The sequence below is a fragment of the Pseudomonas sp. Pseusp49 genome, assembly GCF_059491875.1.
In genome coordinates this window covers 282,455-297,701 of record NZ_CP168514.1, presented here as the reverse complement: position 1 = coordinate 297,701, position 15,247 = coordinate 282,455, and the positions used below count along the sequence as shown (strand labels likewise).

The following is a 15,247-nucleotide window of genomic DNA, read 5'->3' as shown; positions in this document are numbered from 1 at the left end:
TGACTTTCCGTGAGTTACGGACTCTGCAATGTCCATTGCGTTCAATCCGCCCGTCTTGACAGCAGCGCCAACCGCGCTCCCGATCAGAAAAATGCTTATAATGCCCAGCGTTTTTTTCCGCATTTGCTCAAGCGCGGGTCGTTCTCATTTAGCCTGAACCCTGTTGCCCAATTCATTTTTGCCCTGGATATCCAAAAGCCTTGATTCGTCTGCTGAAATTTTTCGGTTGGTCCATCGTCGCGGTTTTCTGCGGACTCCTTCTGGGTCTGAGCGGGGCGTACCTCTACCTTAGTCCCGGGCTGCCGTCCGTGGAGGCGCTGAGAAGCATCCAGTTGCAGATTCCTTTGCGGGTCTACAGCAGCGATAACAAGTTGATCGCAGAATTCGGCGAAATGCGCCGTACACCGATCCGTTTCGCCGACATTCCCCCCAATTTCATTAATGCGTTACTAAGTGCTGAAGACGACAATTTCGCCAACCACTACGGCGTCGATCCCAGCAGCCTGATGCGTGCCGCGACCCAACTGGTCAAAAGCGGACACATCCAGTCCGGTGGCAGCACGATCACCATGCAGGTGGCGAAGAACTTCTTCCTGACCAGCGAACGCAGCTTTTCGCGCAAGACCACCGAGATCCTGCTGGCCCTGCAGATCGAACGTCAGCTGACCAAGGACGAAATCCTCGAGCTGTACGTCAACAAGATCTATCTGGGTAACCGTGCCTACGGCATCGAAGCGGCGGCGCAGGTCTATTACGGCAAATCGATCCGCGATGTCAGCCTGGCGCAGATGGCAATGATTGCCGGCCTGCCCAAGGCGCCGTCGCGCTTCAACCCGCTGGCCAACCCCGCGCGCAGCAAGGAGCGTCGCGACTGGATCCTGGGGCGCATGTACAAGCTCGGCAAAATCAGCGAGGCCGACTACACCGCCGCGATCAACGAGCCGCTGAACGCCAGCTATCACGTACCGACTCCGGAAGTGAACGCTCCCTACATCGCCGAAATGGCCCGCGCCGAAATGGTCGGGCGTTATGGCAGCGACGCGTATACCGAAGGTTTCCGCGTCACCACCACGGTGCCGAGCGACCTCCAGGAACTGGCCAACACCGCAGTTCACGAAGGCCTGATGACCTACGATCAGCGCCACGGCTATCGCGGCCCCGAGTCGCGGCTTCCGGGCAAGACGCGTGAAGCCTGGGTAACCGAACTGACCAAGCAACGCACCATCAGCGGCCTGGAACCGGCCATCGTGACCCAGGTCGACAAGAGCGGCCTGCAGGTGCTGACCCGCACCGGCCAGGAACACGTCAACTGGGACACCATGAAGTGGGCCCGTCCATTCCTGAACACCAACAGCATGGGCGCCAACCCGAAGCAGCCTTCGGACGTGGCCCAGGTCGGTGACCTGATTCGCGTGCAGCGTCAGCCGGACAACTCGCTGAAGTTCAGCCAGATCCCGCTGGCCCAGGGCGCGCTGGTGTCCCTGGACCCACAGAACGGTGCCATTCGCGCCCTGGTTGGTGGCTTCGCCTTTGAACAGAGCAACTACAACCGCGCACTGCAGGCCAAACGCCAGCCGGGTTCGAGCTTCAAACCGTTCGTCTACGCCGCCGCACTGGATAACGGCTACACCGCCTCCAGCCTGGTGAACGACGCCCCGATTGTGTTCGTCGACGAGTACCTGGACAAGGTCTGGCGGCCGAAAAACGACACCAACACGTTCCTCGGCCCGATCCGCCTGCGTGAAGCGCTCTATAAGTCGCGCAACCTGGTGTCGATCCGTTTGCTGCAGGCGATGGGTGTTGGCAAGACCATCGACTACATCGCTCGCTTCGGCTTCAACAAACAGGACCTGCCACCCAACCTGTCCCTGGCGCTGGGCACCGCGACCCTGACGCCAATGGAGATCGCCACCGGCTGGAGCACCTTCGCCAACGGCGGCTACAAGATCACCCCGTACATCATCGACAGGATTGAAAGCCGCAACGGCGACACGCTGTTCGTCGCCAATCCGCCGAGCGTGCCTCAGGGCGGCGCTGCCAGCGATGGCATTGCCGCACCCGCGCCTCAAGCCTTCACGGTCAATGCAACGCCGGGCGAAGTCCCTGGTGCTGCTGCGTCGACACCACAGGCACCCGCCGTAGCCGAACGCATCGTTGACGGGCGCACCACGTACATCCTCAACAGCATGCTTGAGGACGTGATCAAGCTCGGTACCGGTCGCCGCGCGCTGGCCCTGGGCCGCCCTGACATTGCCGGCAAGACCGGTACGACCAACGAATCCAAGGACGCCTGGTTCTCCGGCTACAACGCCGATTACGTGACCACCGTATGGACCGGCTTCGACCAGCCGGAAAGCCTGGGCCGCAAGGAATTCGGCGGCACCGTCGCGCTGCCGATCTGGATGAACTACATGGGCGCTGCACTCAAAGGCAAGCCGCCGCATACGCAGCCGGAGCCGGAAGGCCTCCTCAGCCTGCGAGTCGATCCGGTCAGTGGCCGTGCGGCCAGCCCGGGCACGCCAGGCGCCTACTTCGAGCTGTTCAAGGCCGAAGATACGCCACCGTCGGCCAACGAGCTCGGCAATGGCAATGCGCCGGGCAGCCCATTGCCAGCGGATGAAGCAGCGCCGATCGATTTGTTCTGATTACAGCAATATTGAAAAGCCCCGCCTTCGAAAGAAGAGCGGGGCTTTTTTTCAGGGCAAGATCAAGAGATCGCAGCCTTCGGCAGCTCCTACAGAGGTCTGCAACCTGCGATCTTCTGTCCCATAAAAAAACCCGGCCAGTGGCCGGGTTTTTTATGGAGCGACTACTTAGCCGTTGAACACATCATCCACGCTTTTCAGCGGGTAGTTCTTCGGATACGGCAGGGTCGCCACGCCGGTCTCGATGGCGGCTTTGGCCACGGCATCGGAGATCAGGGTGATCAGACGGGCATCCATTGGCTTCGGAATGATGTACTCACGGCCGAATTCCAGCTTGATGCCGCCGTAGGCGTCGCACACTTCCTGAGGCACTGGCAGCTTGGCCAGTTCACGCAGGGCGTTGGCCGCGGCTACTTTCATCTCTTCGTTGATGCGCTTGGCGCGAACGTCCAGGGCACCACGGAAGATGAACGGGAAGCCCAGTACGTTGTTGACCTGGTTCGGGTAGTCGGAACGACCGGTGGCCATGATCACGTCGCTACGGGTGGCGTGTGCCAGCTCCGGAGAGATTTCCGGATCAGGGTTGGAGCACGCGAACACGATCGGGTTGGCCGCCATGGACAGCAGGCCTTCAGGGCTCAGCAGGTTCGGGCCGGACAGGCCTACGAACACGTCAGCGCCTTGCAGGGCGTCAGCCAGGGTGCGCTTGTCGGTCGCGTGAGCGAACACAGCCTTGTACTGGTTCAGGTCGTCACGGCCGGAGTGGATCACGCCGGTACGGTCGACCATGTAGATGTTTTCGATGTTGGCGCCCATGCTCACCAGCAACTTCATGCAGGAGATGGCGGCGGCGCCGGCACCCAGGCAGACGATCTTGGCTTCCGACAGGGTTTTGCCAGCGATTTCCAGGGCGTTGATCATGCCGGCCGCGGTCACGATAGCGGTGCCGTGCTGGTCATCGTGGAATACCGGAATATCGCACTGCTCGATCAGAGCGCGTTCGATTTCAAAGCACTCGGGTGCCTTGATGTCTTCCAGGTTGATGCCACCGAAGGTGATGGAGATGCGCTTGACGGTGTCGATGAAGGCCTGCGGGCTTTCGGAGTCGACTTCGATGTCGAAAACGTCGATGCCGGCGAAGCGCTTGAACAGTACGCCTTTACCTTCCATCACTGGCTTGGAAGCCAATGGGCCGAGGTTACCCAGGCCGAGAATCGCGGTGCCATCGGAAATGACTGCAACCAGGTTGCCTTTGCCGGTGTACTTGTAGGCCAGCTCGGGATCGCGGGCGATCTCGCGTACTGGCTCGGCTACGCCCGGGCTGTAGGCCAGCGACAGGTCGCGAGCGGTAGCAGTGGCCTTGGTGAGCTCGACACTCAGCTTCCCTGGACGAGGATTGGCGTGATATTCGAGAGCGGCAGTTTTCAGATCAGACATTTTGGCATTCCGCTTTTTACTGTTGGACAGACTGGTCAGCGAGGATACGCGCCTCGCAAAGTCCCCACAAGACTGACTGGTCACCCCTGTCAAGCGCCCGCCCCTACGACTTTGGGCCAAGAGCCACGGCTCACAAGGGCTGGACTGTTCACAATCGACAGAAAAAATGTCTACAATTTTTTATCACTGCACCGCTTGAAGCATCGCCGGGTCGGACAAGGGCAACATCCAGCGCGCCTGCCCCTCTTTCAGTCCGCCACGTCGCGAACGATCCAGCACCCAGCCACGCGCCTCGATCTGCTTGCCCTTGAGGCTTTCCAGCGAGTTCACATCGAAACGCGCCAGCAGATTGGGTGCAACGCGCAATACAACCGAGTCCTGCAACTCGATCCAAACCCCACCTCGATTGCGCTGCACCTTGCTCACGCGACCGCTGAGCACGGCAAAACCGGAAGAGCTGATCTGTTCCGCTTTCAGTACAGGCGACTGGCGCCACACACCGAGCCCGGCCTGTCGAGCATTGCGCTCTGCGGCTTGTTGACAGGCAACCAGATCGACATTCGGCGCCACGGCCACCTGGAAACCCAGGCCCTCGGCGAGCATTTGCGCTTCGAGGTTGGCGCCATCTGCACCGTAGACATGGGCCAGCGTGCGGCCGTAATGGTCCTTGCTTTCTTTGCCAGGCACCAACCCGACCCGCCCGTCACTGGCCGCCACCAATGCCTCAAGGCGTTTGCGCGCGGCCACGGCGAAGGGCTCGTCGGAACGGCCTTGCTTGCCCAGCTCCGGCGTATTCAAGCCGATCATGCGCACATTGCGGCCATCGCTCAGGCGCAGGGTGTCGCCATCCACTACCCGCTGCACCGCGACGGGCGTCAGGCCGCCTGGCGTCGGACAAAAGGCCTGCGCGCCAGACAGCCAAATCGCGGACACAAAAAAGGCGCCCGCGAGGGACGCCTTTTTCATCAGCATGGAAAAACCGCAGCGGCTTCCCAAGTTGATCGGCCTTAGGCCTTTTTCGCGCCGAAAGCACCGAAACGGTCGGCGAACTTCTGTACGCGACCACCGGTGTCCAGAGTCTTTTGCTTACCGGTGTAGAACGGGTGGCATTCGTTGCAAACGTCGATCGCCAGGGCTTTGCCGAAGGTCGAACGGGTTTCGAACTTGTTGCCGCAGCTGCAGGTAACAGCAACTGCCGGGTATTCTGGATGGATATCAGCTTTCATGGTGTTTTCCTCGGGCTAGCGTGCCGCCACCCAACACTATTGTTGAATACCGCACGTAATTAGGCCGCGGATTCTACCAGACAATCCCGTTCACGCAAGCTGTCGCTCAAACCAGTCGTCTGCTAGGCTCCCGGCCCAATACGCGATCCCCTGTGGGAGCGGGCTTGCTCGCGAAAGCGGTGTGTCAGACGACTTGAATGCCGACTGGCACACTGCATTCGCGAGCAAGCCCGCTCCCACAAGTTATGTGCCAAACCCCATATTGCCTGTTTATCGAGATCCCCCCGCGTGCCCGACGCCATTCTGCGCCTCGCCCTGCCTTCGCCGCTGCGCCGCCTGTTCGACTACCGCGCTCCGGCCGGTGTCCTGCGTGCCCAACTGCACCCCGGCATGCGCCTGCGGGTACCGTTCGGCCGGCGCGAGATGATCGGAATCCTGGTGGAAATCACCGACACCAGCGAAGTACCGGCCGAGAAACTCAAGCCGGCCCTGGCCCTGCTCGACGCTACGCCACCGCTGCCGCCCGCGCTGTTCAAGCTGTGCCTGTGGACCTCTCAGTACTATCAACACAGCCTCGGCGACACCTTGAGCTGGGCGTTGCCGGTGCTGCTGCGCCAGGGTGAGCTGGCCGAAGCGCGCCAGGAACGCTTCTGGTCTGCCGCGCCAGGCGCCAGCCTCGATGATCCGCGCATCGCCCGCGCCCCGCGCCAGCGCGAAGCCCTGGCCACGCTGGCCCAGCATCCCCACGGCGTCGCCCATCAGTTGCTGAGCAAGCTGATGCTGAGCAAGGACAGCCTGGACTTGCTGCTGGCCAAGGAACTGGTGCAGGTCGAGATCCGTCGCCACGCCCCCGGTGCACGCCACGAACACTGGCTGGCGCAACCTGAACTGCCGCTGAACCCGGAGCAGCGCGCCGCCTATGAGGCCATTCGCGCCGGCTTCGACAGTTACCACGCGTTCCTGCTGGCCGGCGTCACCGGCAGCGGCAAGACCGAAGTCTATCTGCAGTTGATCCGCGAAACTCTGGAGGCCGGCAAGCAGGCACTGGTGCTGATCCCGGAAATCAACCTCGGCCCGCAGACCCTGGCGCGCTTCGAACAGCGCTTCAATGCCCGCATCGCGCTGATCCACTCGGCGGTCAATGACCGCGAGCGCCTCGATGCCTGGCTGGCCGCCCGGGACGGTGAGGCTGACATCATTATCGGCACGCGTTCGGCTCTGTTCACGCCGATGAAGAACCCCGGCCTGATCATCATCGACGAAGAGCACGACGGCTCCTATAAACAGCAGGAAGGTTTGCGCTACCACGCCCGCGATCTGGCGCTGGTGCGGGCGCGACAGGAAAACATCCCGATCGTCCTCGGCTCCGCCACCCCTTCGCTGGAAAGCCTGCACAACGCCTACACCGGCCGCTACGGACTGCTGCGCCTGAATGAGCGCGCCGGTGGGGCCAAGCAGCCGCGCTTCCTGCGCCTGGACGTGAAAAGCCGCCCGCTGGACAGCGGCATTTCCGGGCCGATGCAGCAAGCCATTGGTCAGACCCTGGCTGCCGGGCAGCAGGTACTGGTGTTCCTCAACCGCCGCGGCTTCGCCCCGACCCTGCTGTGTCACGATTGCGGCTGGATGTCCGAGTGTCAGCGCTGCGATGCGCGAATGACCGTGCATCAGCGTTACGGCGAGTTGCGCTGCCACCATTGCGGCTACGTCGAACGCGTGCCGCGCCAGTGCCCGAAGTGCAACAAGGTCGATCTGCGCCCCGTTGGTGCAGGCACCGAGCGGGCCGAGGAGCGCCTGGCGATTCTGTTCCCGGACTATCCGGTGCTGCGGGTCGACCGCGACAGCACATCGCGCAAGGATGCGATGAACCAGCTGTTCGCGACTATTCAGAAAGGCCAGCCGTGCATCCTGATCGGTACGCAAATGCTCGCCAAAGGCCACCACTTCCCACGAGTAACACTGGTGTCGATCCTCGACGCCGACGGCGGCCTGTTCTCCGGCGACTTCCGCGCCAGCGAACGCATGGCGCAATTGATCGTCCAGGTCGCCGGCCGTGCAGGCCGGGCCGAAGAGCCGGGCAAAGTGATTATCCAGACGCACCTGGCCGACCACCCGCTGCTGGTGCAACTGACCGAACAAGGCTATTTCGCCTTCGCCGAACAGGCCCTGAGCGAACGCCGCGCGGCTGGCTTGCCGCCGTTTGCGCATTTGGCGTTGTTGCGGGCCGAAGCGCATAAACCGGGCCAGGCCGAAGGTTTTCTCGATGAGGCGTGCAGCGAGGCCGAGCGCTTGCTGGCAGAACAGGGTTTGACCGGGATCGAACTGTTGGGGCCGGTGCCGGCGCCAATGGAGCGGCGGGCCGGGCGTTATCGTGCGCAGTTGTTGTTGCAGGCTACGGCGCGGGCGCCGTTGCATCGGTTGTTGGCCAGTTGGCTGTTGGTGCTGGAGCAGATGCCGAGTGGGCGGGCGGTGCGCTGGTCTTTGGATGTCGATCCTGTCGATTTGTATTGAGATCAAAAGATCGCAGCCTTCGGCAGCTCCTACAGGGATTTTGTGAAACGCCTGGGCTGCGATCTTTGCTTCTTTTGTCACCACACATCCACAAGCTGCCTGCTAAGGTTGGCAAGCCCGTCTTCGCAACGGATAATGCCCAGTTTTTCCACCAGCGCATGATGCGCCGCCGCGCCTGCGGTCGAAAGAGAAGACCATGAAAGACACCATTCGCCAGCTGATCCAACAAGCCATCACCCAACTCGTCAACGAAGGTGTGTTGCCTGAAGGCCTGACGCCGGCGATCCAGGTGGAAAACTCCCGCGACAAGAAGAACGGCGACTTCGCCAGCAACATCGCCATGATGCTGGCCAAGCCTGCGGGCATGAAGCCCCGCGATCTGGCGGAAAAAATCATCGCCGCGCTGCCGGCTGACGAAAATGTTTCCAAGACCGAAATCGCAGGTCCCGGCTTCCTGAACTTCTTCCAGAACACCGACGCCCTGGCGACCCGCCTGGACGCCGCCCTGGCCGATGACCACATCGGCGTGCGCAAGGCCGGCCCGGTACAGCGCACCGTGGTCGACCTGTCGGCACCGAACCTGGCCAAGGAGATGCACGTCGGCCACCTGCGGTCGACCATCATCGGCGACGGCGTGGCCCGCGTTCTCGAATTCCTCGGCGACACCGTGATCCGTCAGAACCACGTCGGCGACTGGGGCACCCAGTTCGGCATGCTGATGGCGTACCTGCAGGAAAACCCGATCACCAGCGACGAGCTGTCGGACCTGGAGAACTTCTACCGCGCCGCCAAGCAGCGCTTCGACGAATCCGAAGAGTTCGCCGACCGCGCACGTGGCCTGGTGGTCAAGCTGCAGGCCGGCGATGCCGACTGCCTGGCACTGTGGACCAAGTTCAAGGACATCTCGCTGTCCCACTGCCAGAAGATCTACGAACTGCTCAACGTCAAACTGACCATGGCCGACGTGATGGGCGAAAGCGCCTACAACGACGACCTGATCAACGTGGTCAACGATTTGAAGGCCGCTGGCATGCTGGTCGAGAGCAACGGCGCCCAGTGCGTGTTCCTCGACGAGTTCAAGAACGCCGACGGCGACCCGCTGCCGGTGATCATCGTCAAGGCGGACGGCGGTTACCTCTACGCCACCACCGACCTGGCGGCCGTGCGCTACCGCAGTGGCAAGCTCAAGGCCGATCGCGCGCTGTACTTCGTCGACCAGCGTCAGGCCCTGCACTTCCAGCAAGTGTTTGCCGTGGCGCGCAAGGCCGGTTTCGTGACCCATCCGATGGAAATGGAACACATGGGCTTCGGCACCATGAACGGCGCTGACGGCCGTCCGTTCAAGACCCGTGATGGCGGCACCGTGAAGCTGATCGACCTGCTGACCGAAGCCCAGGAACGTGCCTACACCCTGGTCAAGGACAAGAACCCGGAGCTGGCCGAGGCCGAGTTGCGCAACATCGCCAAGGTGGTGGGCATCGGCGCAGTGAAATACGCCGACCTGTCCAAGCACCGCACCAGCGACTACAGCTTCAACTTCGACCTGATGCTCAACTTCGAAGGCAACACCGCGCCGTACCTGCTGTACGCCTACACCCGCGTGGCCGGTGTGTTCCGCAAACTCGGCAAGGACTTCAGCGAAGTCGACGGCCAGATCGTCCTCGAAGCGACGCACGAAATCGAACTGGCAGCGAAGCTCGCGCAGTTTGGCGAGATCCTGAACAACGTGTCCGAAAAAGGCACCCCGCACATCCTCTGCACTTACCTGTACGACGTCGCCGGCCTGTTCTCCAGCTTCTACGAGAACTGCCCGATCCTCGCCGCCGACACCCCGGCACAAATGCAGAGCCGCCTGCGCCTCGCCGCGCTGACCGGACGCACCCTCAAGCAAGGCCTGGAACTCTTGGGCCTGGAAACTCTGGAGCGTATGTAAGTTGGCTGCCAAGAAAAAACCTGCACCCAAGCGTGGCGCCAGCCGTTACCAAGCTCCTGCAAAGCAACCGATCCCGGGCTGGCTGTGGATGGCCATCGGCCTGACGGTCGGCGCGTTCATCGTGTTCCTGATGAAGCTGGAACCGGGCAAGGGCAGCGACACGGTCAAGCGTGAAAAGGTCGAGCAACAGCAACAGCAGAAAGCCAGCAAGATCGCCGAGGCCAACAAGACCCCGCCGAGCCCGACGCAACCGGTGAAGCCGAAGTACGACTTCTACACCTTGCTGCCGGAATCGGAAGTCATCGTGCCGCCGGATGCCGTGCCGGAAAAAACCCTGCCGACGCCGCAAGTGCCGGCCATCCCGACTACGCCGGTCACCCCGGCCGAAGCGGCGAAGATCGACACGGCTCGCGCCCAGGCTGCATTGGCCGGGATCACGCCGCCGCCAGCGCCACCGGTCAAGGCGGCGCCTGTGACGAAGTTTTTCCTGCAGGCTGGCTCGTTCCGCAAAGAGACCGATGCGGACAAGGTTCGGGCGCAGATCATTCTGCTGGGCCAGGCTGTGGCGGTTGAATCCGGGACGGTGAAGGACGAAACCTGGTATCGGGTGCTGGTCGGACCGTTCAGCAACCGCGAACAACTGACGACCGCCCAGAAACAACTGGCCGGCGCCGGCTTCAGCAATCTGTTGTTACAACAACGCCAGAGCCGCTGATTACCTGTCTGCCCGGAAGTCACCGCCCCCTGTAGGAGCTGCCGCAGGCTGCGATCTTTTGATCTTGCAAAAAACAAAGTCAAAAGATCGCAGCCTTCGGCAGCTCCTACGCGCCTCGCACCACTCGTCCCCTCTCCCGTCCTACAGTTGAAATCCACTCCAGCACCCCCATATGAATGGGCATAAGGCATTTTCGCCCCGCTGCGTGGAGACTCTTCCCTTGACCACCATCGTTTCAGTTCGCCGCCACGGCAAAGTCGTCATGGGCGGCGACGGCCAGGTTTCCCTTGGTAATACCGTGATGAAAGGCAACGCGAAAAAAGTTCGCCGCCTGTACCACGGCCAGGTCATTGCCGGTTTTGCCGGTGCCACCGCCGACGCCTTTACCCTCTTCGAACGTTTCGAAGGCCAGCTTGAAAAACACCAGGGACACCTGGTGCGCGCCGCTGTCGAACTCGCCAAAGAATGGCGCACCGACCGCTCCCTGAGCCGCCTTGAAGCCATGCTCGCGGTCGCCAACAAGGACGCCTCCCTGATCATTACCGGCAACGGTGACGTGGTTGAACCCGAAGACGGCCTGATCGCCATGGGTTCCGGTGGCGCATACGCCCAGGCCGCGGCCAGCGCGCTGCTGAAAAAGACCGACCTGTCAGCCCGGGAAATCGTCGAAACCGCCCTCGGCATCGCCGGCGACATCTGCGTATTCACCAACCACACCCAGACCATTGAGGAGCAGGACTGCGCCGAGTAAGTCCGTGCAGCCACCGCACCACGGCTCATTCTTGCTTGAGGTCCACTGAATATTATGTCCATGACTCCCCGTGAAATCGTCCACGAACTCAACCGCCACATCATCGGCCAGGACGATGCCAAGCGCGCCGTCGCCATTGCCCTGCGCAACCGCTGGCGCCGCATGCAGCTGCCTGAAGAGCTGCGTGTTGAAGTCACACCAAAGAACATCCTGATGATCGGCCCGACCGGCGTCGGTAAAACCGAGATCGCCCGTCGCCTGGCGAAACTGGCCAATGCGCCGTTCATCAAGGTCGAAGCGACCAAGTTCACCGAAGTCGGCTATGTCGGCCGCGACGTCGAGTCGATCATTCGTGACCTGGCCGATGCCGCGATCAAGCTGCTGCGCGAGCAGGAAATCGTCAAGGTTCGCCACCGCGCCGAAGACGCCGCCGAAGAGCGCATCCTCGACGCCCTGCTGCCACCGGCGCGCATGGGCTTCAGCAACGATGATGCCCCGACTGCCGATTCCAACACCCGCCAGTTGTTCCGCAAGCGCCTGCGCGAAGGTCAGCTGGACGACAAGGAGATCGAAATCGAAGTCGCCGAAATGGCCGGCGTCGACATCTCCGCGCCACCGGGCATGGAAGAAATGACCAACCAACTGCAAAGCCTGTTTGCCAACATGGGCAAGGGCAAGAAAAAAGCTCGCAAGCTCAAGGTCAAAGAAGCGCTGAAGATGGTGCGCGACGAAGAAGCCAGCCGCCTGGTCAACGATGAAGAGTTGAAGGCCAAGGCCCTGGAAGCCGTCGAGCAGCACGGCATCGTGTTCATCGACGAAATCGACAAGGTCGCCAAGCGTGGCAATTCCGGTGGCGTCGATGTATCCCGCGAAGGCGTGCAGCGCGACTTGCTGCCGCTGATCGAAGGCTGCACCGTCAACACCAAGCTGGGCATGGTCAAGACCGACCACATCCTGTTCATTGCTTCCGGTGCGTTCCACCTGAGCAAGCCAAGCGATCTGGTGCCCGAGCTGCAAGGCCGTCTGCCGATCCGTGTCGAACTCAAGGCTCTGAGCCCGGAAGACTTCGAACGCATCCTCAGCGAACCGCACGCCTCGCTCACCGAGCAATACTGCGCGCTGCTGAAAACCGAAGGCCTGGGCATCGAGTTCCAGCCGAGCGGCATCAAGCGCATCGCGGAGATCGCCTGGCAGGTCAACGAAAAAACCGAAAACATCGGTGCCCGTCGCCTGCACACCCTGCTCGAGCGCCTGCTCGAAGAGGTGTCGTTCAGCGCCGGCGACCTGGCCAGCACCCATGACGGCAAGGTAATCCAGATCGACGCCGACTACGTCAACAGCCACCTGGGCGAATTGGCGCAGAACGAAGACCTGTCCCGTTATATCCTGTAGGTCAACTGTTCCCCTGTGAAACGCTACACCTGTAGGAGCTGCCGAAGGCTGCGATCTCTTGATCCTGAAAAGCAACATCAAAAGATCGCAGCCTCCGGCAGCTCCTACAGGGCATTTCACGCATACGGATGACTGTCATGACCCAACTCCCCACCGACATCAAACTGCACAAAGCCTCGAAAACCCTGTCGCTGAAATACGCGTCCGGCGAGGAATACACCCTGCCCGCCGAGTTCCTGCGCGTGCACTCTCCTTCCGCCGAGGTCCAGGGCCACGGCAAACCCATCCTGCAATTTGGCAAGATCAACGTCGGCCTGACCAAGGTAGAACCGGCCGGTCAGTACGCACTGAAACTGACCTTCGATGACGGTCACGACAGCGGCCTGTTCACCTGGGAATACCTCTACGAACTGGCGCGACGTTATGACGCACTGTGGGAAGATTATCTGGCCGAACTCAAAGCGGCCGGAAAAACCCGCGACCCGAACGAATCCGTCGTCAAGCTGATGCTCTAATTCGAGCCTCTTGCTCTTTAGAGGGCATTTTCTAATTTCATCTGTTTGAATGCTCCGCTCCAGGGCCGTCGATTGGCCTGCTTGCGAAAAAAATTAAACTCGGGTAACCAATGGAACTGGCAAGTTCCCTGCAGTGCTCACTGCGAACAAAAGCAGCGATGCAGTATTAACGGTCACCCGAGCAGCAGTACCTGGAATTGGTTGTGTGACTGCACAGCAGGCCCCGGGTACTCGTCTCAGGACATTGGAGCGTCGTAGATGAGTAACAAGAATAACGATGACTTGAAGCAGCAAGCCTCCGAAAACACCTTGGGGCTGAATCCTGTCGTTGGATTGCGTGGAAAAGATCTACTGGCTTCTGCTCGCATGGTGCTCAGGCAGGCCATCAAACAACCGATTCACAGCGCCAAGCATGTCGCTCATTTCGGTCTTGAACTCAAGAACGTACTGCTAGGCAAATCCGAGCTTCTTCCGAATGGCGATGACCGTCGCTTCGCCGATCCGGCCTGGAGCCAGAACCCGCTCTACAAACGTTATTTGCAAACCTACCTGGCGTGGCGCAAGGAACTCCACGACTGGATCGATGACAGCAACCTGCCGGCCAAGGATGTCAGCCGCGGGCACTTCGTGATCAACCTCATGACCGAGGCCTTGGCCCCGACCAACACGGCGGCCAACCCGGCGGCGGTCAAGCGTTTCTTCGAGACCGGCGGTAAAAGCCTGCTCGACGGCCTCTCGCATCTGGCCAAGGACCTGGTACACAACGGCGGCATGCCGAGCCAGGTCAACATGGGGGCATTCGAGGTCGGCAAGACACTGGCCGTGACCGAAGGTGCAGTGGTGTTTCGCAACGACGTGCTGGAGCTGATCCAGTACAAGCCCACCACCGAACAGGTGCACGAGCGCCCTTTGCTGGTGGTGCCACCGCAAATCAACAAATTCTACGTTTTCGACCTCAGCCCGGAGAAAAGCCTGGCGCGGTTCTGCCTGCGCAGCAACGTGCAAACCTTCATCGTCAGCTGGCGCAATCCGACCAAGGAGCAGCGTGAGTGGGGCCTGTCGACTTACATCGAAGCGCTCAAGGAAGCGGTCGACGTGGTCACCGCGATCACCGGCAGCAAGGACGTGAACATGCTCGGTGCCTGCTCCGGCGGCATCACCTGCACCGCGCTGCTGGGCCATTACGCAGCGATTGGCGAGAACAAGGTCAACGCCCTCACCCTGCTGGTCAGTGTGCTCGACACCACCCTGGACAGCGATGTGGCGCTGTTCGTCGATGAACAAACCCTCGAAAGCGCCAAGCGCCACTCCTATCAGGCTGGCGTGCTGGAAGGCCGCGACATGGCGAAAGTCTTTGCCTGGATGCGCCCCAACGACCTGATCTGGAACTACTGGGTCAACAACTACCTGCTGGGCAACGAGCCACCGGTATTCGACATCCTGTTCTGGAACAACGACACCACCCGCTTACCGGCTGCGTTCCACGGCGACCTGATTGAAATGTTCAAAAGCAATCCATTGATTCGCCCGAATGCACTGGAAGTGTGCGGCACCCCGATCGACCTGAAGCAGGTCACCGCCGATATCTTTTCCCTGGCCGGGACCAGCGACCACATCACCCCGTGGCGCTCCTGCTACAAGTCGGCGCAACTGTTCGGCGGCAATGTTGAATTCGTGCTGTCCAGCAGCGGGCATATCCAGAGCATCCTGAACCCGCCGGGCAATCCGAAATCGCGTTACATGACCAGCACTGAAATGCCCGCCAATGCCGATGACTGGCAGGAAGAGTCGACCAAGCACGCCGATTCGTGGTGGCTGCATTGGCAGGCCTGGCAGGCACAGCGCTCGGGCAACCTGAAAAAAGCTCCGCTGAAACTGGGCAACAAGGCGTACCCGGCGGGCGAAGCCGCACCGGGCACTTATGTACACGAGCGGTAACTGACACACCCGCCCCACACTGTGGGAGCGAGCTTTTGTGGCGAGGGGGCTTGCCCCCGTTGGTGCGCGAAGCGCACCTGAAACCAATCAGTGCGGTCTGGTATCAGAACGCGGTGACTGATTGACGACTGCTTCGCAGTCGAACGGGGGCAAGCCCCCTCGCCACAAAGCCCGCGCCCACAAGGGG

Annotated in this window: 11 protein-coding genes; 8 read left to right on the top strand and 3 right to left on the bottom strand. The window is 61.2% G+C overall.

All coding sequences use genetic code 11. The annotated features are described in order from the left end of the window. Positions 1–203 precede the first annotated feature (203 nt). Positions 204–2,645 (top strand): penicillin-binding protein 1A, encoded by a 2,442-nt coding sequence (locus ACEN83_RS01240; protein ID WP_495580835.1) that lies wholly within the window; start codon positions 204–206, stop codon positions 2,643–2,645. Positions 2,646–2,813: 168 nt separating this feature from the next. Here ACEN83_RS01240 and ACEN83_RS01235 read toward each other — a convergent pair whose 3' ends face one another. From ACEN83_RS01235 to rpmE, 3 genes are all read right to left on the bottom strand, one after another. Further along, complete coding sequence (locus ACEN83_RS01235) at positions 2,814–4,082, bottom strand: malic enzyme-like NAD(P)-binding protein (RefSeq protein WP_218483343.1); 1,269 nt, start codon at positions 4,080–4,082, stop codon at positions 2,814–2,816. A 183-nt stretch (positions 4,083–4,265) separates the two neighbouring features. Continuing rightward, positions 4,266–5,054, bottom strand: coding sequence for a thermonuclease family protein (locus tag ACEN83_RS01230; protein ID WP_495579279.1), 789 nt, complete (start codon positions 5,052–5,054; stop codon positions 4,266–4,268). Positions 5,055–5,089: 35 nt separating this feature from the next. Beyond that, on the bottom strand, positions 5,090–5,308 hold the full coding sequence (rpmE, locus tag ACEN83_RS01225; RefSeq protein WP_007975586.1) for a 50S ribosomal protein L31: 219 nt from the start codon (positions 5,306–5,308) through the stop codon (positions 5,090–5,092). Positions 5,309–5,596: 288 nt separating this feature from the next. Between rpmE and ACEN83_RS01220 the strand changes: the two genes are divergently transcribed. The 7 genes from ACEN83_RS01220 (at position 5,597) to phaC (ending at position 15,060) form a co-directional block, all read left to right on the top strand. Continuing rightward, a complete protein-coding gene (locus tag ACEN83_RS01220; RefSeq protein ID WP_495579278.1) occupies positions 5,597–7,816 on the top strand; it encodes a primosomal protein N' in 2,220 nt (739 codons plus the stop codon). 196 nt (positions 7,817–8,012) lie between these two features. Then, complete coding sequence (gene argS, locus ACEN83_RS01215; protein ID WP_495579277.1) at positions 8,013–9,749, top strand: arginine--tRNA ligase; 1,737 nt, start codon at positions 8,013–8,015, stop codon at positions 9,747–9,749. A 1-nt stretch (position 9,750) separates the two neighbouring features. Next, positions 9,751–10,464 (top strand): SPOR domain-containing protein, encoded by a 714-nt coding sequence (locus tag ACEN83_RS01210; RefSeq protein WP_007975583.1) that lies wholly within the window; start codon positions 9,751–9,753, stop codon positions 10,462–10,464. A 220-nt stretch (positions 10,465–10,684) separates the two neighbouring features. After that, entirely contained in the window at positions 10,685–11,215 is a 531-nt protein-coding gene (gene hslV, locus ACEN83_RS01205) for an ATP-dependent protease subunit HslV (RefSeq protein ID WP_007975582.1), read from the top strand. Positions 11,216–11,269: 54 nt separating this feature from the next. Beyond that, entirely contained in the window at positions 11,270–12,607 is a 1,338-nt protein-coding gene (gene hslU, locus ACEN83_RS01200) for an ATP-dependent protease ATPase subunit HslU (protein WP_007975581.1), read from the top strand. Between the two features lie 137 nt (positions 12,608–12,744). Next, complete coding sequence (locus ACEN83_RS01195; protein ID WP_007999201.1) at positions 12,745–13,122, top strand: gamma-butyrobetaine hydroxylase family protein; 378 nt, start codon at positions 12,745–12,747, stop codon at positions 13,120–13,122. Positions 13,123–13,380: 258 nt separating this feature from the next. Further along, on the top strand, positions 13,381–15,060 hold the full coding sequence (gene phaC / locus ACEN83_RS01190; protein WP_007975578.1) for a class II poly(R)-hydroxyalkanoic acid synthase: 1,680 nt from the start codon (positions 13,381–13,383) through the stop codon (positions 15,058–15,060). Positions 15,061–15,247: the final 187 nt, after the last annotated feature.